The organism is Micromonospora sp. ABR4_055 (genome assembly GCF_056160425.1).
Genome location: NZ_JBSWXD010000046.1, coordinates 19047 through 40799 on the forward strand (window position 1 = coordinate 19047; position 21753 = coordinate 40799).

The 21753-nt window shown below is 72.8% G+C and carries 23 protein-coding genes; 12 read left to right on the forward strand and 11 right to left on the reverse strand.

The features are described 5' to 3' along the window. The first annotated feature begins 59 nt into the window (after positions 1–59). The 3 genes from ACXAHD_RS13285 (at position 60) to ACXAHD_RS13295 (ending at position 4773) form a co-directional block, all read left to right on the forward strand. Positions 60–917 carry a sulfurtransferase gene (locus ACXAHD_RS13285; protein WP_475050857.1) on the forward strand — a complete coding sequence of 286 codons (858 nt, stop codon included), beginning with the start codon at positions 60–62 and terminating at the stop codon, positions 915–917. A gap of 89 nt (positions 918–1006) precedes the next feature. After that, the gene (locus tag ACXAHD_RS13290; RefSeq protein WP_475050859.1) at positions 1007–2224 is read left to right on the forward strand and encodes an acetoin utilization protein AcuC; all 1218 of its coding nucleotides are present in this window, start codon (positions 1007–1009) and stop codon (positions 2222–2224) included. Between the two features lie 2 nt (positions 2225–2226). Further along, complete coding sequence (locus tag ACXAHD_RS13295; RefSeq protein WP_475050848.1) at positions 2227–4773, forward strand: bifunctional acetate--CoA ligase family protein/GNAT family N-acetyltransferase; 2547 nt, start codon at positions 2227–2229, stop codon at positions 4771–4773. Positions 4774–4826: 53 nt separating this feature from the next. On the opposite strand, the gene sigB is transcribed toward ACXAHD_RS13295, so the two are convergent. From sigB to ACXAHD_RS13310, 3 genes are all read right to left on the reverse strand, one after another. Further along, entirely contained in the window at positions 4827–5804 is a 978-nt protein-coding gene (gene sigB, locus ACXAHD_RS13300; RefSeq protein WP_281555516.1) for an RNA polymerase sigma factor SigB, read from the reverse strand. A 195-nt stretch (positions 5805–5999) separates the two neighbouring features. Next, positions 6000–6446: a D-aminoacyl-tRNA deacylase gene (gene dtd / locus ACXAHD_RS13305; RefSeq protein ID WP_281554066.1), complete on the reverse strand. Its 447-nt coding sequence runs from the start codon at positions 6444–6446 to the stop codon at positions 6000–6002. A gap of 83 nt (positions 6447–6529) precedes the next feature. Then, positions 6530–8014 carry a DUF7782 domain-containing protein gene (locus ACXAHD_RS13310; protein ID WP_475050861.1) on the reverse strand — a complete coding sequence of 495 codons (1485 nt, stop codon included), beginning with the start codon at positions 8012–8014 and terminating at the stop codon, positions 6530–6532. Positions 8015–8125: 111 nt separating this feature from the next. On the opposite strand from ACXAHD_RS13310, the gene ACXAHD_RS13315 reads away from it, so the two are divergent. Both ACXAHD_RS13315 and ACXAHD_RS13320 read left to right on the forward strand, forming a co-directional pair. Further along, the gene (locus ACXAHD_RS13315; RefSeq protein WP_281554067.1) at positions 8126–8701 is read left to right on the forward strand and encodes an HhH-GPD-type base excision DNA repair protein; all 576 of its coding nucleotides are present in this window, start codon (positions 8126–8128) and stop codon (positions 8699–8701) included. A gap of 120 nt (positions 8702–8821) precedes the next feature. Continuing rightward, a complete protein-coding gene (locus tag ACXAHD_RS13320) occupies positions 8822–9184 on the forward strand; it encodes a DUF3099 domain-containing protein (RefSeq protein WP_281554068.1) in 363 nt (120 codons plus the stop codon). On the opposite strand, the gene ACXAHD_RS13325 is transcribed toward ACXAHD_RS13320, so the two are convergent. After that, positions 9152–10108: a carbohydrate kinase family protein gene (locus tag ACXAHD_RS13325; protein WP_281555518.1), complete on the reverse strand. Its 957-nt coding sequence runs from the start codon at positions 10106–10108 to the stop codon at positions 9152–9154. The genes ACXAHD_RS13320 and ACXAHD_RS13325 overlap by 33 nt on opposite strands. A 26-nt stretch (positions 10109–10134) precedes the next feature. Next, positions 10135–11136, reverse strand: coding sequence for a pseudouridine-5'-phosphate glycosidase (locus ACXAHD_RS13330; RefSeq protein WP_281554069.1), 1002 nt, complete (start codon positions 11134–11136; stop codon positions 10135–10137). Between the two features lie 90 nt (positions 11137–11226). Here ACXAHD_RS13330 and ACXAHD_RS13335 point away from each other — a divergent pair, with 90 nt between their 5' ends. Together ACXAHD_RS13335 and ACXAHD_RS13340 are read left to right on the forward strand one after the other, a co-directional pair. Continuing rightward, positions 11227–11451 carry a DUF3039 domain-containing protein gene (locus tag ACXAHD_RS13335; RefSeq protein WP_123600724.1) on the forward strand — a complete coding sequence of 75 codons (225 nt, stop codon included), beginning with the start codon at positions 11227–11229 and terminating at the stop codon, positions 11449–11451. A 162-nt stretch (positions 11452–11613) separates the two neighbouring features. Next, positions 11614–13326 (forward strand): DEAD/DEAH box helicase, encoded by a 1713-nt coding sequence (locus ACXAHD_RS13340; RefSeq protein ID WP_281555519.1) that lies wholly within the window; start codon positions 11614–11616, stop codon positions 13324–13326. Positions 13327–13342: 16 nt separating this feature from the next. Here the strand turns inward: ACXAHD_RS13340 and ACXAHD_RS13345 are convergent, their stop codons facing one another. From ACXAHD_RS13345 to ACXAHD_RS13360, 4 genes are all read right to left on the reverse strand, one after another. Continuing rightward, the gene (locus ACXAHD_RS13345; protein ID WP_289212520.1) at positions 13343–13846 is read right to left on the reverse strand and encodes an SRPBCC family protein; all 504 of its coding nucleotides are present in this window, start codon (positions 13844–13846) and stop codon (positions 13343–13345) included. Then, complete coding sequence (locus ACXAHD_RS13350; RefSeq protein ID WP_281554071.1) at positions 13843–14229, reverse strand: ArsR/SmtB family transcription factor; 387 nt, start codon at positions 14227–14229, stop codon at positions 13843–13845. The genes ACXAHD_RS13345 and ACXAHD_RS13350 overlap by 4 nt, the downstream gene beginning before the upstream one ends. Positions 14230–14395: 166 nt before the next feature. After that, positions 14396–14626 (reverse strand): DUF7455 domain-containing protein, encoded by a 231-nt coding sequence (locus tag ACXAHD_RS13355; RefSeq protein WP_281554072.1) that lies wholly within the window; start codon positions 14624–14626, stop codon positions 14396–14398. 242 nt (positions 14627–14868) lie between these two features. Continuing rightward, positions 14869–16557: an RNA polymerase sigma factor gene (locus tag ACXAHD_RS13360; RefSeq protein WP_281554073.1), complete on the reverse strand. Its 1689-nt coding sequence runs from the start codon at positions 16555–16557 to the stop codon at positions 14869–14871. Between the two features lie 350 nt (positions 16558–16907). Between ACXAHD_RS13360 and ACXAHD_RS13365 the strand changes: the two genes are divergently transcribed. Then, the gene (locus ACXAHD_RS13365; protein WP_289212522.1) at positions 16908–17723 is read left to right on the forward strand and encodes an inositol monophosphatase family protein; all 816 of its coding nucleotides are present in this window, start codon (positions 16908–16910) and stop codon (positions 17721–17723) included. 12 nt (positions 17724–17735) lie between these two features. Here the strand turns inward: ACXAHD_RS13365 and ACXAHD_RS13370 are convergent, their stop codons facing one another. Further along, complete coding sequence (locus ACXAHD_RS13370) at positions 17736–18254, reverse strand: LytR C-terminal domain-containing protein (RefSeq protein WP_199757489.1); 519 nt, start codon at positions 18252–18254, stop codon at positions 17736–17738. 435 nt (positions 18255–18689) lie between these two features. Here ACXAHD_RS13370 and ACXAHD_RS13375 point away from each other — a divergent pair, with 435 nt between their 5' ends. Both ACXAHD_RS13375 and ACXAHD_RS13380 read left to right on the forward strand, forming a co-directional pair. Further along, the gene (locus tag ACXAHD_RS13375) at positions 18690–18986 is read left to right on the forward strand and encodes a DUF4193 domain-containing protein (protein WP_123600728.1); all 297 of its coding nucleotides are present in this window, start codon (positions 18690–18692) and stop codon (positions 18984–18986) included. Between the two features lie 95 nt (positions 18987–19081). Next, on the forward strand, positions 19082–19906 hold the full coding sequence (locus tag ACXAHD_RS13380) for a hypothetical protein (protein ID WP_475050852.1): 825 nt from the start codon (positions 19082–19084) through the stop codon (positions 19904–19906). A gap of 7 nt (positions 19907–19913) precedes the next feature. Here ACXAHD_RS13380 and ACXAHD_RS13385 read toward each other — a convergent pair whose 3' ends face one another. After that, positions 19914–20471, reverse strand: a complete 558-nt coding sequence (locus ACXAHD_RS13385) for a DUF3093 domain-containing protein (RefSeq protein ID WP_475050854.1) — start codon at positions 20469–20471, stop codon at positions 19914–19916. 95 nt (positions 20472–20566) lie between these two features. Between ACXAHD_RS13385 and dut the strand changes: the two genes are divergently transcribed. Further along, positions 20567–21064 carry a dUTP diphosphatase gene (gene dut / locus ACXAHD_RS13390; RefSeq protein WP_281554077.1) on the forward strand — a complete coding sequence of 166 codons (498 nt, stop codon included), beginning with the start codon at positions 20567–20569 and terminating at the stop codon, positions 21062–21064. Between the two features lie 31 nt (positions 21065–21095). Then, positions 21096–21734, forward strand: a complete 639-nt coding sequence (locus tag ACXAHD_RS13395; RefSeq protein ID WP_289212526.1) for a DUF3710 domain-containing protein — start codon at positions 21096–21098, stop codon at positions 21732–21734. Positions 21735–21753 lie beyond the last annotated feature (19 nt).

Sequence of the window (21753 nt, forward strand, 5' to 3'; positions counted from 1 at the left end):
AGCCGGAACGGACGATCGGCAGGGGACAGGTGCAGCCCCGCATGGTGTTGACTGGGATGGTGTTCGATACCGCAGACCCTACCGTCGCCGTCACCGGGCTCGCCGCCGCGCTGGCCGGTGGGCGCCCGCCGACCCTGCTGGACGTGCGCTGGCGGCTCGTCGGCCCGCCGGGCCGTGACGACTACGTCGCCGCCCACCTGCCCGGCGCGGTCTTCGTCGACCTGGACGCCGAGCTGTGCGGCCCACCGGGCACCGGTGGCCGGCACCCGCTGCCCGACCCGGAGACGCTGCAGCGGGCGCTGCGCCGGGCCGGGGTACGCACCGGGCACCCGGTCGTCGTCTACGACGGTGGCGACGGTCTCGCCGCCGCCCGCGCCTGGTGGACGCTGCGCTGGGCCGGGCACCGGCCGACCTGGGCGCTCGACGGCGGCTACCCCGCCTGGCTGGCGGCGGCCGGCCAGCCGGTCACCGCCGACGTGCCGGTACCGCCGCCCGGCGACGTCACGGTACGCCCGGGAGGTCTGCCGGTGCTCGACGCGGACGCCGCCGGCCGGCTGCCCCGGCAGGGCGGGCTGCTGATCGATGTCCGCGCCGACGCCCGGTACCGGGGCGAGCACGAGCCGGTCGACCCGGTGGCCGGGCACATCCCCGGCGCCGTGAATCTGCCGACCACGCTGCACCTCGACGACGCCGGGCTGCTGCACGACGCCGGCACGCTGCGGGACCGTTTCACCGGTGCCGGGCTGCGGCCGCAGGCCCCGGTCGCGGCGTACTGCGGGTCGGGGGTGACCGCCGCGCACACGGTGCTCGCCCTGCACCGCGTCGGCCGCACCGACGCGGCGCTGTACCCGGGATCGTGGAGCGAGTGGATCACCGACCCGGCCCGACCGGTCGCCACCGGGCCAGAGCCCGGCTGACCCGCGGCCGCTACCGGCCGGGCTGTCCATCAGGCCCAGGGCGGCCGGGTGCGTGCGACGATGGCCAGATGTCGGACGGGACGAGTCAGATGTCGGACGGGACGAGTCAGCAACCGGCGGTGGGCGGTACCGACGCGACGCTGGTGGTCTGGGACGAGCGCCTGCTGGCGTACGACCTCGGTGACCACCCGCTGGACCCGGTACGGGTCGAGCTGACCATCGCGTTGGCCCGCGAGTACGGCCTGCTGGACCGCCCCGGGGTGCGGCTGCTCGCCCCGGAGCCGGCCGACGACGTGGCGCTCACCCGGGTGCACCGGGCCGACTACCTCGACGCCGTCCGGGTCGCCCACGACGACCCGTTTTTCTCTGGGTACGGCCTCGGCACCCCGGACAATCCGACGTTCGCCGGGATGCACGACGCCAGCGCGTTGGTGGCCGGCGCCACGATGGCCGCTGCCGAGGCGGTCTGGCGCGGCGACGTACGGCGGGCGGTCAACGTCTCCGGAGGGCTGCACCACGCGATGCCCGGCCGGGCCGCCGGGTTCTGCGTGTACAACGACCCGGCGGTGGCCATCGCCCGGCTGCTCGACCTCGGTGCCGAACGGATCGCGTACGTCGACATCGACGTGCACCACGGCGACGGGGTGCAGGAGATGTTCTACGACGACCCGCGGGTGCTCACCGTCAGCCTGCACGAGACGCCGCTGTCGCTGTTCCCCGGCACCGGTTTCCCCGACGAGGTGGGTGGCCCCGGCGCGCAGGGCAGCGCGGTGAACGTCGCGTTGCCGTCCGGCACCGCCGACCGGGGCTGGCTGCGCGCGTTCCACGCCGTGGTGCCGTCGCTGCTGCGGGCCTTCCAGCCGCAGCTGCTCGTCACCCAGTGCGGGGCGGACGCGCACCGGCTCGACCCGCTGGCCGACCTGGGGCTCAGCGTCGACGGCCAGCGGGCCGCGTACCTGGCGCTGCGGGCCCTCGCCGACGAGCACTGCGGCGGCCGCTGGGTCGCCACCGGTGGTGGCGGGTACGCCCTGGTCGAGGTGGTGCCCCGGGCCTGGACCCATCTGCTGGCGATCGCCACCGGCGCGCCGATCGACCCGGCCACGCTGACTCCACCCCGGTGGCGAAAGCTGGCCGCCGCCCGCTGTCCCGGCCGGCAGGTCCCGCTGCGGATGACCGACGAGGCCGACCTGGACTTCCAGCCGTGGCAGCCGGCCGGTGACCCGGACCCGATCGACCGGGCGATCATGGCGACCCGCCGGGCGGTCTTCCCACTGCACGGACTCGATCCGCACGACCCCCGGGACTGACCATGGACCGATCGGCTGACGTGCTGCTGCGCGACGGCACCACCGTCCACCTGCGGCAGATCCGCCCGGACGACGGCGACGCGATCGTCGCGATGCACGCCCGGTTCTCCGACCGCACCCGCTACCTGCGGTACTTCTCCCCGTACCCGCGGATCCCCGACCGCGACCTGGCGCGCTTCGTCAACGTCGACCACCACGACCGGGAGGCGTTCGTGGTGGTCTCCGGTGACCGGATCTTCGCGGTCGGCCGCTACGACCGGATGGGTCCGGGCTCGCCCGAAGCCGAGGTCGCGTTCGTCGTCGAGGACGCCCATCAGGGCCGGGGCGTCGGCTCGGTGCTGCTGGAGCACCTTGCCGCCGCAGCCCGATCCGAAGGCGTCACCTCCTTCGTCGCCGAGGTGCTGCCGGTCAACGCGCCGATGCTGCGGGTCTTCGCCGACGCCGGTTTCCAGGTCCGCCGCCGGTACGCCGACGGTGTGGTCCACCTGAGCTTCCCGATCGCCCCGACGGAGGCGTCCCTGCAGGTGCAGTGGAGCCGCGAACACAGCGCCGAGGCCCGGTCGATCGCCCGGCTGCTGACCCCCCGGGGGGTCGCCGTCTACGGTGCCAGCGCCACCGGCCAGGGGGTCGGCGCGGCGGTCCTCGGTCACCTGCGCGACGGCGGGTTCACCGGGGACGTGGTCCCGGTGCATCCGGCGGTCGACCGCATCGGCGGGCTGCCCGCGTACCGTCGGGCGGCCGACGCCGGCCACCCGGTCGACCTGGCGGTCGTCGCGGTGGCGCCGGACGCGGTGCCGGCCGTGGTCGCCGACGCCGCCGCGGCCGGTGCCCACGGCGTCGTGGTCATCTCGGCCGGGTTCGCCGAGTCCGGCCCGGCCGGCGCCGCCGCCCAGCGGGAACTGATCCGTACCGCACACGTGGCCGGGCTGCGGGTGGTCGGCCCGAACTGTCTCGGTGTGGCCAACACCGACCAGCGGATCCGGCTCAACGCGACGCTGGCGCCGCAGCTTCCGCCGGCTGGCCGGGTCGGCTTCTTCAGCCAGTCCGGTGCGCTCGGCGTGGCGCTGCTCGCCGAGGCGGACCGGCGTGGGCTCGGGTTGTCGACGTTCGTGTCGGCCGGCAACCGGGCCGACGTCTCCGGCAACGACCTGCTGCAGTACTGGCAGGACGACCCCGGCACCGACGTGATCCTGCTGTACCTGGAGACGTTCGGCAATCCCCGCAAGTTCGCCCGGCTGACCCGCCGGATCGGGCGCACCAAACCGGTGGTGGCGTTGGCCTCCGGCGCCGGCTCGACGGCACCCGTCGAGCAGGGCCCGGACGCCGCAGCGGTGACCCGGCTGTTCGCCCGGTCCGGGGTGATCCGGGTCGACACGGTCGCGGAGATGTTCGACGTCGGCACCCTGCTGGCCAACCAGCCGCTGCCGGTGGGCCGGCGGGTGGCCGTGGTCGGCAACTCGTCGGCGTTGACCACGCTGGCCGCGGCGGCCTGCCGGGCGCAGCGGCTCACCGTGGCGGCCGACTACCCGCGTACCGTCGCGCCCGAAGCCGGCGCGCACGAGTTCGCCGACGCGCTCGCCGACGCCGCCGTCGATGCCGCCGTGGACGCCCTGGTGGTGGTGTTCGCGCCGCCGCTGCCCAACCAGTTGGCGGACGAGGACGCCGACTTCACCTCGGCGTTGGCCAGCGTCGCACTCGCCGGTGACAAGCCGACGGTCGCGACGCTGCTGGTCGGCCAGCCGCCGGCCGGGGTGCCCACCTACCCGTCGGTGGAGGAGTCGGTCCGGGCGCTGGCCCGGGTCGCCGACTACGCCGACTGGCTGCGCGAGCCACCCGGTACGGTGCCGGACCCGGCCGGGATCGATCCGGCTGCGGCCGGTGCCGCGCTGACCGTCGACCCGGTCGACCCGGTCGGGCTGCTCGCCGGGTACGGCATCGAGGTGGTCGACTCGATCCCGGCCGCCTCGGTCGACCAGGCGGTGGCCGCCGCGCGGCGGCTCGGCCTGCCGGTCGTGCTCAAGGCCGCGGCGGACGGGCTGCGACACCGGTTGGACCTCGGCGCGGTACGGCTGGACCTGGCCACCGTGGACGCGGTGCAACGGGCGTACCGCGACGTCGCGACCCAGTTCGGCGCGCAGGTGCTGATCCAACGGATGGTGCCGCCCGGCGTCGCCTGCGTGGTCGAGTCGACCACCGACCCGACCTTCGGCCCGGTGGTCGGTTTCGGGCTTGGCGGCGTGGCGACCGATCTGCTGGGTGACCGGGCCTGGCGGGCCGCGCCGCTGACCGACCGGGACGCGGCCGGGCTGGTCGACGAACCCCGGGCGGCGCCGCTGCTGTCCGGCTACCGGGGAGCCGGCCCGGTGGACCGGGCCGCCCTGGTCGATCTGCTGCTGCGGGTGGGGCGGCTCGCCGACGAGCAGCCGCAGGTCCACCGGTTACGGCTCAACCCGGTCCTGGCCCGACCGGGCGGGCTGACGGTGCTGCACGCCAGCGTCGTGATCGGGTCGCCGGACGCCCGTCCGGACACCGGCCCGCGCCGGCTCTGACCGTACCGGCCCGCGACCGGCCGCCGCCCCCGATGGACCGGCTGTCCCCCTGGTCAGCCGGCGTACGTCTCCAGCCGCTGCGCCCGCGACGGGTGCCGCAGCTTGAGCAGCGTGACCTTCTCGATCTGCCGGATCCGCTCCCGGGACAGGCCGAACTCCCGGCCCACCTCGTCGAGGGTGCGCTGCCGGCCGTCGTCCAGCCCGAACCGCAGCCGGATCACCGCCTGCTCCCGCTGGGACAGGGTGGACAGGACAATCTCCACCTCGTTGCGCAGCTTGCCCTCGGACGCGGACTCCCCGCCCTGCTCGCGCGGGTCGACGGCGGCGACGAAATCGCCGAGGGCGCTCTCGCCGTCCTCGCCGACGGTCTGGTCCAGGCTGACCGGCTCCCGGTCGTAGGAGATGAGCTCGATCACCTGGAACTCGGGCACCGACATGGCGGCGGCGATCTCGCCGATCGTCGGCTCCCGCCCCAGCGTCGCCGACAGGTCACGACGGGCCCGTACCATCCGGTTGACCTGCTCGACCATGTGTACCGGGATCCGGATGGTGCGGGCCTGGTCGGCCATGGCACGGGTGATGGCCTGGCGGATCCACCAGGTCGCGTAGGTGGAGAACTTGTAGCCCTTGGCGTAGTCGAACTTCTCGACGGCGCGGATCAGGCCGAGGTTGCCCTCCTGGATCAGGTCGAGGAAGGCCATCCCCCGACCGGTGTACCGCTTCGCGATGCTGACCACCAGCCGCAGGTTCGCCTCCAGCAGGTGGTCCTTGGCGGCGCGGCCCTCGGCGGCGACGACGCCCAGGTCGGCGCGCAGCTGCGCGGACAGCCGGCCGGGCCCGGCGAGCTTCTCCTCGGCGAACAGCCCGGCCTCGATCCGCTTGGCCAGCAGCACCTCCTGCACGGCGGTGAGCAGCTTGGTGCGTCCGATCCCGTTCAAGTATGCGCGGACCAGATCGGCCGAAGCGCCGCGGTCGTCGGTGGCGTCAAGGTCGTGCTGACCGTCGGTGGTGACCTGGACGGTGGTGTCGATGTCGTCTTCGATGGTACGTGTGACCACTCTCAGTCGCCTCCCCGCGTCGACAAGTGGTGAGCCAGCAGCGGACTGCCGCTGGTGACAACCAGCTTGCCGGGTAGGGCGTGAAGTCACGGTTAGCCGGGGACCAGGTGGCATGAATTCGGGACCTGACCGTTGCCGTACACCGGCTGGCGGTTGCTGACAGTGACGTCACAGTTCCAGGAGGATGGTCTGCGGTCCGATGTTGACGCTCTCCACCTGCATGTGCGCCCGGAACCGTCCGGTGCGTACTGTCGCGCCCCGCGCGGCCAGTGCCTCGACCACCGCCGTCACCAGTGGCTCGGCCAGCTCCGCCGGGGCGGCGGCGGACCAGCTCGGCCGTCGCCCCCGGCGCGCGTCGCCATACAAGGTGAACTGGCTGACCACCAGGACCGGCGCGGCCAGCTGCGCGGCGGAACGCTCGGCGGAGCCCTCACCGTGCGGATCAGGCGGGAAGATCCGCAGCTCGTAGATCTTGCGGGCCAGCTCGGCGGCGGTCGTGACCGTGTCGGTGTGGGTCACCCCGAGCAGCACCAGCAGACCGGGGCCGATCGCCGAGACCACTTCGCCGTCGACCGTCACCGAGGCCCGACCGACCGTCTGCACCACCGCCCGCACACCGGCCAGCCTGCCACACCGGCCACCCGGCTGGTCGCGTCGGCCGGCTGGTCGCGTCGGCCGGCCGATTACACCGCCGCCGGTCACTCCGGCAACAGGATGCCGCGTTCGACCAGCCGGGCCAGGACCGGCACGGCGGCCTCGGCAAGCTCGTGCTCGGGCACGTCGTGCGCGAGCGCCAGCAGCGACAACTGCTCGCGCATCGGCAACCGACCGGTGCACCCGCCGACCACCGCCAGCACCAGCGGATCGATCTCCTCGGTCCAGCGCAGCCCACCGGTCAACGTGACGGTCTGCCGGTCGACCGCCCAGCCGTCGTCCCCGATGCCGGCCTCCTGCTGCAGTCGCAGCCCGTCGGCGGCCCGGTAGCGGGCGTCGAGCAGACCGGCGGCGTCGCGGGCGCGCAGCCAGTCCTGCCGGGCGAACCACTCGTCGACCCGGTCGCCCAGCGGCGGTGCCACCTGCTGGCGCAGCTCCTCGACCCGGACCACCGGGTCTGCGTGTCCGCTACGGCGCAGGGTGACCAGACCGAAGCCGACCGCCTCGACCTTCTGCGCGTCGAACCAGTCGAGCCAGGCGGCCGCCCGGTGTGCGTCCGGGCCCTCGCTGGCGTCGGCCAGCCACAGATTGACGTAGGAGACCGGGTCGGCGACCTCCCGCTGGATCACCCAGCCGTCCAGCCCGGAACCGGCCAGCCAGCCCGCGACCCGTTCGGTCCAGTCCTCCCCGGCGACGTGCATCCAGTTCGCCAGGTAGTGCATGGTGCCGCCGTCGGCGAGCAGATCCGGGGCGGCGGCGGCGAGTTCGGCACAGACTCCGTCGCCGATCCGGCCAGAGTCGCGGTACGTGTGGGTGGCGGTGCCCGGCCCGACCACGAACGGCGGGTTGCTGACCACGAGGTCGAACCGGCGACCGGCGACCGGCGCGGTCAGGTCACCGTGCAGCAGCTCCCACTGTTGGCCGTTGAGCGCGGCGGTGGTGGCGGCGAACCGCAGCGCCCGGGCCGACAGGTCGGTCGCGGTGACGCTGTCGGCGTGGCCGGCCAGGTGCAGCGCCTGTACGCCGCAGCCGGTGCCGAGATCCAGCGCCGCGCCGACCGGCCGCCGGTGCACCGCACCGGCCAGGGTGGTCGACGAGCCACCGATGCCGAGGACATGATCGGCGGCGAGCGGGTGGCCCGCCCGCAGGTGCGACGGCACGTCCGAGATCACCCACCAGGCGTCACCGTACGGCTCCAGGTCGACGCCCTGCCGCAGCCCGGGTCCGTCCGGTGACTGCTCCACCAGTCCGGCGGCGAGCGCGTCGGCAAGCGGCAGCGGCGCCAGCGCGGCGGCGACGGTGTCGGCCGGCTCGGTCTGGGCGCAGACGAACAGGCGGATCAGGGTGGCGAGCGGATCACCGTCGGCGGTGCGTCGTAGCGCTTCCCGGTGGTCGTTGCGGGCCACGGCGGAGGTGGCCTGTGGCCCCAGCCGCTCGGCGATCCCGGTGGAGGTGAACCGGGCCGCGGTGAGCGCGGTTCGCAACTGGTCGATCCCGGCCGCGTGGAGCAGCGCGGGATAATCGGTCATGTCGTCGGTCACGTTGCCATCCTGCCCGGTCGCCTGACTAATCCTGGCCCATCCTGCCCGGCGGGGCGGGTCGTCGCCGGACGATCTGCTCCGATCGGGCAGGATACGCGGATGAGCCTTTCGCTGCCCATCGACGCGGACGCCAACGAGTTGCTGCGGCGCAGCCCGCTGGCGCTGGTCGTCGCGATGGTCCTGGATCAGCAGGTGCCGCTGGAGCGCGCCTTCTCCGCGCCTTACGACCTGGGTCTGCGGCTGGGGCACCAGCCGGACGCCCGCGAACTCGCCGAGTACGACCCTGAGGAGCTGATCGCGGTCTTCGCACAGCGGCCAGCGCTGCACCGGTTCCCGAAGGCGATGGCCGCACGGGTGCAGCAGGTCTGCCGGATCGTCGTCGACCGGTACGACAACGACCCGGCCCGGATCTGGACCGACGCCCCGGACGGGGCGACCGCGTTGGCCCGGATCAGCGAGCTGCCCGGCTTCGGCAAGCAGAAGGCGCAGATTTTCCTGGCGCTGCTCGGCAAGCGGTTCGGCGTACAGCCGGCGGGCTGGCGGGAAGCGGCCGGCGAGTTCGGCCGGGACGGGGCGCACGTCTCGGTGGCCGACATCGTCGACGAGGACTCCCTGGTCCGGGTCCGGGAACACAAGCAGCAGATGAAGGCGGCGGCGAAGGCGGCCAAGGGCTGACCGACCGGCCACCGCCGGTCACGTCCGTCGGCTGGTGGGTCGGTCACATCTGCGGCTGGGCGTTCGGCGACCTGCGCCGGCAGGTGCGACGATTGGCGGTACGCGACAGGAGGAGGCACGGTGCGACGGACCGCTGGGCAACCCACCGTGATCACCGACGCCGAACCGAGCCCGGGAGACCAACTGCGCGGCCGGCAACGTCGGTACGTGCTGATGATGTCGATCCGGGGCATCTGTCTGATCGTCGGCGCGGTCCTGGTGACCAGCGAGGCGCCGTTGCTCTGGCTCTGGCTGCCGATCTGCGCGGTCGGCATGATCCTGGTGCCGTGGCTGGCCGTGCTGCTCGCCAACGACCGGCCGCCGAAGGACCGGCACCGGATGCGCAACCAGCGGCGCCAACCCACTCCACGGGGCGGCCCGGCGCAGGTCGGCGCGGTGCCGACCACGCCGTCACCGGCCCGCGTCATCGACGTCGAGCCCTGACCCGACGCGGCGAACCGGCCGGGCACCGACCACCCCCACCGCGGTCGCGCCCGCCCGCCCACCGGCGGCCAGCGCGGTCACCGGATCATCGCCGGTGAGCCAGGCGGCGAGTAGCCCTGCGGCGAAGGCGTCACCGGCGCCGGTCGGGTCGACCACCGGCACGGTCGTCGCCACCGCCTCCGACACGACCACCGCCGCCTCCGATACCGCCGTCGACGGCTCGTGCCAGACGGCTCCACCGGAGCCCCGCTTGACCACCAGCCGCCGGACCGGCGCCGGTTCCGGCAGCCCGTCGGCCAGCCCCAGCGCCGTGGCCTCGTCGAGGTTGGCCAGCAGCAGGTCGGTCCCGCGTACCCAGTCGAGGAACCTCGCCGGTCCGGCGGCCAGCAGCGGAGCCGCCGACGCCGCGTCGACGCTGGTCGACATGCCGCGCGACCGGGCGGCGACCAGCGCGTGCCGGCCCGCCTCCCGGCTGCCCGGGTGCAGCAGCGGGTAGCCGGACAGGTGCAGGTGTGTCGCGTCGGGAAACAGCGACACGGCGGCGTCGACGTCACCGGCCCGCAGCGACAGGTTGGCACCCCGGTCGGCGACCATCGAGCGCTGCTCACCGTGGGCGAGCACGATCACCGTGCCGGTCGCCGTGTCCGGACAGCGCCGTACCGCGAGGTCGACCCCGGCCGCGGCCAGCTCGGCCAGCCGGATGTCCCCGAGGGCGTCGTCGCCGGCCGCCGCCACCAACGTCACCGGTACGCCGTGCGCGGCCAGCCAGGCCGCGGTGTTGGCGGCCTGGCCGCCGCCGGTGAACCGGATCCCGCCCGCCGTGTCCGAACCGGCCGCCAACGGAGCGGTGAGCACGGCCACCACGTCGGTGACCAGGTCGCCGACGACCAGGACCCGGCCGGGGCGCGGCCGACTGAGGGCCATCGCGTCGCCGGTCAGCCTGCGGCCGGTCACCCCGCCGTGCCGGTCGGCTCTGCGGCACCGGCGAACTCCGCCGCGTGGGCGGCCTCCGCCTCCGCCGCCGCCACGGCGATCCGCCCGGCGAGGTCGGCGTTGCGCAGGATGATCCGGATGTTCACCGCCAGGCTGGCACCCGCGGTGGCCGAGTGGAAGTGCGCCAGTAGGAACGGGGTGACCTCCTTGCCGGTGACGCCTGCCTCGGCCATCCGGGCCAGCCCGGTGGCCAGGGTGGTGTCGTGCAGGCCCGGATCCAGTTGCTCCTGCGGCGGCAGCGGATGCGCCACCACCAGCGCGCCCCCGCCGAAGCCGTGCCGACGCCGGGCCCGGATCACCTCGGCGACGTGCTCCGGCGAGTCGAGCGACCAGTGCAGGTCGTGGCCGCTGTCGGTGACGAAGAAGCCGGGGAACCGCCGGCTGCGGTAGCCGGCGACCGCCACACCGAGGGTCTCCAGCCGCTCCAGGGTGGCCGCCACGTCCAGGATCGACTTCACCCCGGCGCAGACCACGGTGATCGGCGTACCGGCCAGGGTGACCAGGTCAGCCGACTCGTCGAAGGTCTGCGCCGCCTCCCGGTGCACCCCGCCGAGCCCGCCGGTGGCGAACACGCCGATCCCGGCCGCCGCCGCGACCACACTGGTGGCGGCGACCGTCGTCGCCCCGTCCACGCCGCTCGCCGCGGCCAGCGCCAGGTCCCGGGCGGAGAGCTTGGCGACGGTGTCGGAGCCGGCCAGCCGGGTGAGCTCGGCGTCGTCCAGCCCGACCACCAGCCGCCCGCCGAGCATGCCGATGGTCGCCGGCACCGCGCCGGTGGCCCGTACCGCGGCCTCGATCTCGCGGGCGACCCGCAGATTGTCGGGTCGCGGCAGGCCGTGTGCGATGATGGTGCTTTCCAGGGCGACGATGGCCCGTCCGTCCCGGCGGGCGTCGGCCACCTCGGCGCCGTACTGGATGTCGTAGTGCAACGGCCCGGTGCGGCCTGCGGATTCTGCCATGATCACCACGGTACGGGGCGGGGGTCGTGCCGGACGTTGGACCCGTACGCCACAAACTGCCAGACTCTCAGCCTGGAGGTGGGAGACGACGTGACTACCGAGGTTCTTGAGCGTCCCGAGGTCAAGGATGCCGACGCCGACAACGGCCCGGAGATGTTCCACTACGTCCGCAAGGACAAGATCGCCGAGAGCGCCGTCATGGGCACCTTCGTGATCGCACTGTGCGGCGAGCGTTTCCCGGTGACCCGTACGCCGAAACCCGGATCACCCGTCTGTCCCCGGTGCAAGGAGATCTACGAGTCGATGACCGGCTGAGCCGGACTCCGATCGGCCTTCGCGTCCACCGGCCGCGAGGGCCTTTTCGTGGCCGTCGACCGCACTCCGGTCACGGCCGCCGGACGAGCGGGTAGACGGTTCCGTGATCGCCGGCTGGTCCGGGTCCGATCACGGGGGAAAGGGGTTCGCGTGCCGACCACCATGCCGACGGTCGACACGTTCCCGGCGCTGCGCGGTTGGCAGCGCCGGGCACTGGTGGAGTATCTGCGCCGGCGCAGCGAGGACTTCCTCGCCGTCGCCACGCCGGGTGCCGGTAAGACCACGTTCGCGCTGCGGATCGCGGCCGAGTTGCTGGCCGACGGCACCGTCGAGGCGGTCACCGTGGTCGCACCGACCGAGCACCTGAAGACCCAGTGGGCGGCGGCGGCCGGCCGGGTCGGCATCCAGCTCGACGCCGCGTTCCGCAACGCCGACCTGCACTCGGCCGCCGATTTTCACGGCGCGGTGGTCACCTATGCCCAGGTCGGGATGGCTCCCCAGGTGCATCGGCGGCGCACGATGACCCGGCGGACGCTGGTCATCCTCGACGAGATCCACCACGCGGGTGATTCCCGGTCCTGGGGCGACGGGATCAAGGCCGCGTTCGAGCCGGCGGTCCGCCGGCTGATGCTCACCGGTACGCCGTTCCGCTCGGACGACAACCCGATCCCGTTCGTGCGTTACGAAGCGGGCGGCGACGGCCTGCCGAGGTCCCGGGCGGACAGCATCTACGGCTACTCCGACGCGTTGCGCGACGGGGTGGTCCGGCCGGTACTGTTCCTGGCCTATTCGGGGGAGACCCGGTGGCGGACCAGCGCCGGGGACGAGCTCGCCGCCCGGCTGGGCGAGCCGATGACCCAGGACCTCGTCGCCCAGGCTTGGCGGACCGCCTTGGATCCGGCCGGCGACTGGATGCCGGCGGTGCTGCGCGCGGCCGACGCCCGGCTCACCTTCCTGCGCGACGGTGGCATGTCCGACGCCGGCGGTCTGGTCATCGCCAGCGATCAGGCGGCGGCCCGCTCGTACGCCCGGCTGCTGGAGCGGCTCACCGGGGAGAAGGCCGCGGTGGTGCTCTCCGACGACGCCGGCGCGTCGGCCCGGATCGCCGCGTTCGCCCGGTCCGAGCAGCGCTGGATGGTGGCGGTCCGGATGGTCTCCGAAGGGGTGGACATCCCCCGGCTGGCCGTCGGGGTCTATGCGACCAGCGCCTCGACGCCGCTGTACTTCGCCCAGGCGATCGGCCGGTTCGTCCGGGCCCGCCGGCCGGGGGAGTCGGCGACGGTGTTCCTGCCCAGCGTCCCGCACCTGCTCGGGCTGGCCAGCGAGATGGAGGCCGAGCGGGACCATGTGATCGGGGCGGCCAAGAAGCGGGAGGGCTTCGACGACGACCTGCTGGAGCGCGCCCAGCGCAACGAGCAGGCCAGCGGGGAGCTGGAGAAGCGGTTCGAGGCGCTGTCCGCCACCGCCGAGCTGGACCAGGTGATCTTCGACGGCGCCTCGTTCGGCACCGGCGCCCAGGCCGGCACCGCCGAGGAGGAGGAGTACCTCGGCCTGCCCGGCCTGCTCACCCCCGATCAGGTCACGGTGCTGCTGAACCGTAGGCAGGCCGAGCAGATCGCCGCGCAGCGGCGGGCCCGGTCGACGGATCAACCGGTACCCGCCGCCCGGCCGGCGGAACGTGCACCGACGGCCGGGGAGCGGCGGATCACCCTGCGCCGTCAGCTGAACGCCCTGGTCGCCGCGCACCACCACCGCACCGGACTGCCGCACGGCAAGATCCACGCCGAGTTGCGGCGGCGGTGCGGCGGCCCGCCGAGTGCGCAGGCCACCATCGAGCAGCTGGAGGAGCGGATCGCGACGGTGCAGACGCTGTGATCCGGGCAGGTGCCGGTCAGCCGGTCGCCAGCAGGTGGTCCAGCTTCTCGTACCCCTCGCGGACGCCGTGCTCCATCCCGCTGGCCAGCATCTGGTCGCGGGCGACCAGGTTCTCGACCAGCGACAGTACGGTGACCCGAGTGCCGCCATCGGGCAGGTCCTCGAAGGTGGCGGTGTCCAGGCTGACCCCGTCAGGCACCCCGTCGTAGGTGAAGGTCTGCACCAGCCGCTCGTCGGGGCGTACCTCGTGGAAGGAACCGTAGAATCCGGCGATCTGTTCGCCGTCGCGCCAGTTCGTGTAGCGGTAGCTGCCGCCGGTGCGGCCGTCCCAGTGTTCGATCCGCAGCTCCAGGTCCTTCGGGCCGAGCCACTGGGTGACCAGGTCGGGGTCGATCCAGGCGCGGAACACCCGGGCCCGGGGCGCGGCGAAGTCGCGGACGATCTGGATCGAGGGCAGGTCGGGGTGCGCCTCGACGCGGGTACGGGTGGTCGGGTCGCCGGTCGTGGTCGTGGCTTTCACGCTGCTCCTTGCTGTTTTGGGTCGATTCCGTGGGTGCTTTGACGGTCGGTGGTCGGCTGGTCGTCGTCCAGCGCCGCCAGAACGGCGTCCAGCCGGCTGAACCGCTCCTCCGCCCGTTGGCGGTACCGGTCGAGCCACCGGGACATCAGGTCGAAGACCTCGGCTTCCAGGTGGCAGGGCCGCCGCTGGGCGTCCCGGCTGCGACTGACCAGGCCGGCGTCCTCAAGCACCTTGATGTGCCGGGAGACCGCTTGCACCGAGATGTCGTAGGGCGCGGCCAGTTGATTGACGGTGGCGTCGCCGTCGGTCAGCCGGGTGACGATGTCCCGGCGGGTCGGGTCGGCCAGCGCCGCGAACACCAGCGACAACCGGTCCTCGCTCACCCGGCACCTCCCTCTTGTTCAACGTTCTGGTTGAACAAGAGGTTATGCTGATCCCGGGCAGCTTCGCAACAAATTGGTTGAATAAGCAGCTGGCGCAGGCAAAAAGAAGGGCTGGGCCCCACCGTCCGGTGGGGCCCAGCCATCGCTGTCCAGTGGTCTCGTCGTGTCAGTTGGCCATCAGATCGGCGCCACGCCAAGTGAACTCAGGGTCGGCCTTGAACTGCACCGCGATCTTGACGAGATCGTCGGCGTACTTGTTGGCGTGGTGTCCGCAGAACACCAGCTCGCTGCCGCCCGCCAAGGTCACCCGTAGTTTGCCGGCCGCGTTGCACCGGTCGCACCGTTCATCGGCGCCTACTGCATCCACCGTCTCCGGAGGCGTGAGAGTCGGGGTCATCGCCTTCCTCCTCTGGTCGTCACCGATGAACACACTCTTCGGTCTGTCACCCATCGTCCAACACCGGCGGGGGTCCCCGCCTTCCCGATGTGCCCCCGGGGGACCGGGCTCACACCTGGTAGGCACAGTGTGCCGTGAACCAAGGGTGCCACGTCAACGATCACCGCCGGGTAACGCCGTGATGACCTGGGTTTGGTAGACGCCAAGTGACCAAAGTTACACATTGGGTTGTCCTGAACTGGTCAGTCCAAGTAGTCCCGGAGTACCTGCGAACGTGACGGGTGTCGCAACTTGGACATCGTCTTGGACTCGATCTGGCGGATCCGCTCCCGGGTGACCCCGTAGACCTGTCCGATCTCGTCCAGCGTCCGCGGCTGCCCGTCGGTGAGACCGAACCGCAACCTGACCACCCCGGCCTCGCGTTCCGACAGGGTCTGCAGCACCTGCTGCAGCTGGTCCTGCAGCAACGAGAAGGAGACCGCGTCCACCGCTACCACGGCTTCGGAGTCCTCGATGAAGTCACCGAGCTGGCTGTCGCCCTCGTCGCCGATGGTCTGGTCCAGCGAGATGGGCTCCCGGGCGTACTGCTGGATCTCCAGCACCTTTTCCGGTGTGATGTCCATCTCCTTGGCCAGCTCCTCCGGCGTGGGCTCACGGCCCAGGTCCTGCAGCAGCTCGCGTTGGATACGACCCAGCTTGTTGATCACCTCGACCATGTGCACCGGGATCCGGATGGTGCGCGCCTGGTCGGCCATGGCACGGGTGATGGCCTGGCGGATCCACCAGGTCGCGTAGGTGGAGAACTTGTAGCCCTTGGTGTAGTCGAACTTCTCGACGGCGCGGATCAGGCCGAGGTTGCCCTCCTGGATCAGGTCGAGAAAGGCCATCCCCCGACCGGTGTACCGCTTGGCCAGCGAGACGACCAGCCGCAGGTTTGCCTCCAGCAGGTGGTTCTTGGCCCGCTCCCCGTCCCGGGAGATCCAGCCCAGGTCCCGGGTCAGCTGGGTGGGCATCTTCTGGTCGCTCTCGTCGGCGGCCCGCAGCCGCTCCGCCGCGTACAGCCCGGCCTCGATCCGCTTGGCCAGCTCGACTTCCTGCTCGGCGTTGAGCAGCGGCACCTTGCCGATCTGCTTCAGGTACGCCCGGACCGAGTCGGCCGAGGCGGTCAGCTCGGCGTCCCGGCGGGCCTGCTTGAGCGCCTCGGACTCCTCGTCATCCCACTCGAAGTCGTTGTCCCGGGTAGCGTCGGCCTCGGCCGCCTGGGCGAGCTCGGCCGGCTCCTCCACCACGACGTCCTCGATCTCTGCCGCCAGTGTCTCCGGATCGATCTCCTCGTCCGGCGTGTCCGGGTTGCTGCCGTCCTTCGCGGTGGCCTTGCCCGCCTTGGCCGGGGCCTTGCCGGCCGGCGTGGCGCCGGCGGCCTTGGCCGGGGCGGCACCACCGGCTGCCTTGGCGGCCCGGGTCCGGGTGCCCTTCGGCGCGGGCTTCGCGGCGGGCTTGGCCGCCGGCTCCTCGGCCGGGGTGCCGTTCTGCGCTGCGGCCGGCACCGCCGCCGTGGTGGCCTTGCGGGTGGTGGCCTTCTTCGCCGGCACGGCCACGGCCGGGGCCGGCTCGTCGGGACCCGGCGCCTGTTTCGGGGCGGTCGGGGCCCGACGGGTGGTCTTGGCCGTGGTGGCCTTGGACGCCGGGGTGGCGGACCGGGCCGCGGCGACCCGGCGCCGAGTGCTGGCCGAGCCGTCCACCACGACCGTGACGCCGGCGTCGGCGAGCGCGCGGAGAATCTTCTTGGCTTGGGCCGGAGTCACTTCGGCGGACTCAACCGTCCGTGCGACCTCGGCCGACGTTAGCTGACCACCGGCCTGTTCGGCATGGGCGATCAGGGTGTCGGTTAGCGAGCGTACGTCGGCGCCGGTGTGGCGGAGTTCTGTCACGAATGACCTTCCGGAGGCGATGAACGAGCACGGCCGGACCGGCCACCGCAGCGCGGAGCGACGTGCCGGTTGTGATTGTGTCCCCCCGCGACCGCTCCACCGGCCGGACCGGCTGACCGTGACACGAGGGCAGGCGTGAATTGTAACGCCGTTTGTGGGGATCATCCCGCCACGCGCGAGCCAGCCGCCGGTCGGGGGCCACCGACATGGGACGAACGTGGACTTTGACAGGATGTTACCCCTGCCGTACGGGTGATTGTCGTTGACCACCCGGCCGAGGTGGCCACCGGTCCCCGGCCACCCTGGCGAAGGCGGCGGAGAACCGGGCGTACGGCGAAGAAGGGGAGACGATGGCGGAGCGGACACCCGAACCGGACCACCTGTTGGAGATCGCGGTCGACGTCGCGCGGGCGGCGGCGCGCACCGCGGCCGAGATGCGCCGGGCCGGGGTCTCCGGGCTGGCCACCAAGAGCACCGCGACCGACGTGGTGACCGCCGCGGACCGGGCGGTCGAACGTCAGGCCGTCGCGGCCCTGCGCGAGCGGCGCCCGACCGACTCCGTGCTGGGCGAGGAGTACGGCGACTCCGCTCCGTCCGGGTCGGCCCGGGTGCGCTGGATCCTCGACCCGATCGACGGCACGGTGAACTACCTGTACGGGCTGCCGAACTACGCCGTGTCGCTCGCCGCAGAGGTCGACGGCCAGGTGGTCGCGGGAGTGGTGCGCAACGCGGCCACCGGGGCCGAATGGACCGCCGTGCGGGGCGGTGGTGCCTACCGCGACGGGCGACGGCTGGCCGGCTCCGATCAGTCGGAGCTGGCCCAGGCCCTGGTCGCCACCGGGTTCGGCTACGACTCGGCGCGCCGGGTGCACCAGGCGCAGGTGCTCGTCGGCCTGATGCCGCATGTGCGGGACATCCGCCGGTTCGGCGCGGCGGCGATCGACCTGTGCCTGGCCGCCGAGGGCCAGGTCGACGCGTACTTCGAGAAGGGCCTCAACCCCTGGGACCAGGCGGCGGGGGGACTGGTGGCGGCGGAAGCGGGCCTGCTGGTCGCCGGACTGGCCGGGGCACCGGCCGGACCGCAGATGGTGGTGGCCGCTCCACCGGCGTTGTTCCCGGCGCTGGAGGGGCACCTGAACCGGCTGGACGCCGCCGGCGGGCCGTGAGGGCAGGGTCGGTCAGTCCTCGGGCGCGGCGCAGGTCTGTGGCGGCAGCACCGGCTTGCCCAGCGCCGCCAGCGACTGGTTCACCTCGGTGGTGGTCGCCAGTTGCCGGAACGCGTTGCCAATGACCACGTCCACGATGTCGTCCTCGCGGGCCGGGTCGTACTCGGTCCTGGCCTGGTCGAGGAAGTACGCGCGCATCAGGTGGGCCGAGCCGACCGCCTCGGGGCCGTACCGCAGCACGGCCACGTCGTCGATCCGCCGACCCTCCGGGTCGTTGGCCGCCTCCTCGATCTGGAAGTTGCGGTTGCTCAGATCGTCGGCGATGTTGGTGGCGAGCCCGCTGGTGTCGGTCGCATTGTAGACATTGAGCCGGACGTCCTTGGCCTCCCGCAGTTGGACGTCGGCCAGTGCCCAGCCGTCCGGGCAGGTGGTCGCGGTGGCCTCGCCCCCCTGGCTGTCGCGGACCATCGCGACGATGACGAAGACCAGGGCGAACACGACAAGTCCGCCGATGACAACGAGCGCTCGCACGCGCGCAAAGCTCATGGATCTGGCCCCCTGCGAGGTGTGGCGGTGCCGGGTGTCGGCCCGCCGCACCGGTGAGTACCGAGTATGCCCGCCGAGGTTAGCGGTTGTCCGGACGGCACGGTAAACAGCTCGCCGTCCGGCCGGCGTGCCGGCGCCGATCGGCCGGCGGGTACCCCTATCTTCGTGTCGCCTGAGTCACACTGGGAACAACTTCCGGTGTCTGGGCGTACATCAGTCCCACAAGGGCGGTATACATGCGTCGGCCAGAGAGGGGTAAGGTACCGCGCTCGCGGGGGGAGTTTCCTGCGGCAACCGCAAAACGGCGCAAAACGGTACGTTTCGCCGGGATGCGGTCTCATCAGGGCCCGCACGGGAACCGAAATACCGTCGTCCGGCGTTATCACCGGAAGCGACTGAACGATACGGGAGAGTGAACCGATGGCCACCGACTACGACGCTCCGCGTCGCGACGAGGTCGACCTCGGCGAGGACAGCCTGGAGGAGCTCAAGGCACGGCGCGTCGACTCACAGTCGGGCGCCGTCGATGTGGACGAAGCCGAGGTGGCCGAGAGCTTCGAGCTGCCCGGTGCCGACCTGGCGGACGAGGAACTGACGGTGAAGGTGCTGCCGATGCAGTCGGACGAGTTCCGCTGCGCGCGCTGCTTCCTGGTCCACCACCGCAGTCAACTCGCCGTCGAGCGCAACAACGAGCTGATCTGTCGCGAGTGCACCTGACGACACACCGGGGGAAGAGGGGGACACGGGGGGACCTCAACACAAGGGCGCCACAGTCGCCGTGCCCGTGTTCTGCCGCCGGCCCTGGAGGCAACATGACCGACCCTGACAACTCCGCGCAGGACGGCGACCGGGCCGGGACCGACCGGTTCGCCGCCACAGTGGCCGAACTGACCGGGGACGCGACCCCGCCGGTCGCCCGGCGACGCCTGCTCGGGCGGCTCGTCGAACAACTGCGTCGGCGCGGCGTGACCGAGCTGTTCAAGCCGGCGGCGGCGGGCCGGTGGCTGGTCCAGGCGGTGGCCGACGTCGCCCCGTACCTCCCGGTCCGCGATCTGGCCACGTTGCGCCAGCACCATCCGGGCCTCGACGACGAGGAGCTGGCCGAGCGGCTGATCCGCAACGCCAGCCGGGTCAGCGCCGGGATCGGCGCGGCGGGTGGCGGCGTCTCGGCGGTCCAGTGGACCGTCACCCCGACCCTGCTGTCCGCGCCGGTACTGCTGGCGGCCGAGACGGTCGCCGTCGTGGCCGTGGAGCTCAAGCTGGTCGGCGAGCTGCACCAGGTGTACGGCGTACCGGTGCCCGGTACCGGCACGGAGCGTGCCGTCAACATGATCCACGCCTGGGCCAACCAGCGGGGCGTCAACCCGATGGTGCCCGGTGTCGGAGTGGGCGCGGTGCTCGGCACCGCCGCCCGTCGCGAGCTGGGCGAGCTCCTGCTTCGCCGATTCGGCCGCAACCTCACCACCCTCGGCCCGTTCCTGACCGGCGCGGCGGTGGCCAGCTATCTCAACCGTCGGGCGACCCGGGCACTCGCCGACCGCGTCCGCGCCGACCTGGGTAGCCAGCGGCGGGCGCTCGGTCTGATGCATCCGCCGGCCCCACCGGCGATCGGCGGTGTGCGCCCACAGCCCGAATGATCCGGCCTCAGCGTGCCGGCGGCTCGCCGGTGGCGCCGCCAGCCGTCGGGCGGTCACCGGTCGGGCCGGCTGCCTGGCCCTGCCGGGCGGCGCGGATCTCGCCGGCCAACCGGACCGGGTCCCGGGTGCTCACCACCCAGTACGGCGTGGGGTCCGCCGGATCGTTCAGCACGACCTGTACGGCGCCGGCGATCCACGGCCGTTGGATGACGAACGCCAGCGGATCGGCGCCTACTCCGAGCAGTTCCCGGCGGCCGTCGCCGTCCAGGGCGACGACCTCGGCGACGTACCGCAGGGGCAGTCGGGCATCGTCGACCTGGAGCTCGTCCGAGGTGACCCGGATCGGGATTCGACCCAGCCACCACAGGCCGGCGGCGGTCGACGGCAGCAGCACGCTGAACGGCAGCCAGGCCCGGACCCCGGAGGTGCCCATCCAGACCTCGGCGGCAAGGAAGGCGGCGAGCGCCGATCCGCCCACCCAGAGCCACCACGGCAGGCGGAGTCGCTCCCGGTAGTGCACCACGGCCCGGTACGGTGTGTCGGGTTCGACGGAAGCGGATGCCACGTCGTCCGAGGGTACGGGTTCAGCAGCGGGGTGTGTTCGGCGGCCTGTGGTGCGCGGGAGTCGTCCCGGTCGGCGGTGGCGGAGAGGTGGGGTTCATGTCTGACACGGTGCGGGTGGCGGTGTGTCGGCTCGATCCGGGTCTGCCGGTGCCGGGCTACGCCCATCCCGACGACGCCGGGGCTGACCTGTTCGCCGCCGAGGACGCCGAGTTGGCTCCCGGCGCGCGGGCACTGGTGCGTACCGGGGTGGCGGTCGCACTGCCGGCCGGGTACGTCGGGCTGGTCCACCCCCGCTCCGGCCTCGCCGCGCGGCTGGGCGTCACCGTGCTGAACGCCCCCGGTACGGTCGACGCGGGCTACCGCGGTGAGATCCTGGTGAACCTGATCAACCACGATCCGTCCCGGCCGGCCCGGATATGCCGAGGTGACCGGATAGCCCAACTTGTGATACAACGCGTCGAAACAGCAGAGTTCTCTGTCGTCGACGAGCTGCCCGACTCGGCGCGAGGTTCCGCCGGACACGGCTCGACCGGCGGCCATGCCGGCCTGTCCGTCGTGGTCCAGCCGACCCCGGCCGAACCAGCAGCCCGCTGACCAGCGACAGCGCATACGGAAGGTTGGCATCGTGGTCTTCTCCCGCGGCCGCGGGCGCGGCCGGCACGCCCAGGACGGACTCGTCGGTCCCGAGACCGACGACCTGGCGCCAGGCAACCCCACGCAGGGCCCGTACGACGTGACCGAGGCCCCGACCGGCGTCCGCCGGCTCGACCTGGGCAGCCTGCAGATCCCCGCGATCGAAGGGGTGGAGGTCCGGGTCCAGGCCAACCCGGACGGGGCGATCCAGCAGGTGGTGCTCGCCAACCGGGGCAGTGCGCTGCAGCTCGGGGTCTTCGCCGCACCGCGTACCGAGGGCATCTGGGACGAGGTGCGCGTCGAGATCACCGAGTCGCTGCGCCGCGACGGGGCGACCGTCCGGGAAGCCGTCGGCGAGTACGGACCTGAGCTGCTGGCCCAGGTGCGTACTCCGGACGGCGGCACCGACCTGCGGTTCGTCGGCATCGACGGACCACGCTGGATGGTGCGGGCGCTGTTCCAGGGCCCGGCCGCCGTGGACCCGGCGGCCGCCGCGACGCTGACCGAGGTGCTGCACGGTCTGGTAGTCGACCGCGGCCAGGAGGCCAAGCCGGTACGCGAACCGTTGCCGCTGCGACTGCCCCGCGAGCTCGCCGAGCAGGCGCGGCAGTCGCCGCCGGCCACGCCGTAGCGCGCAGCCGCCCCCGCCG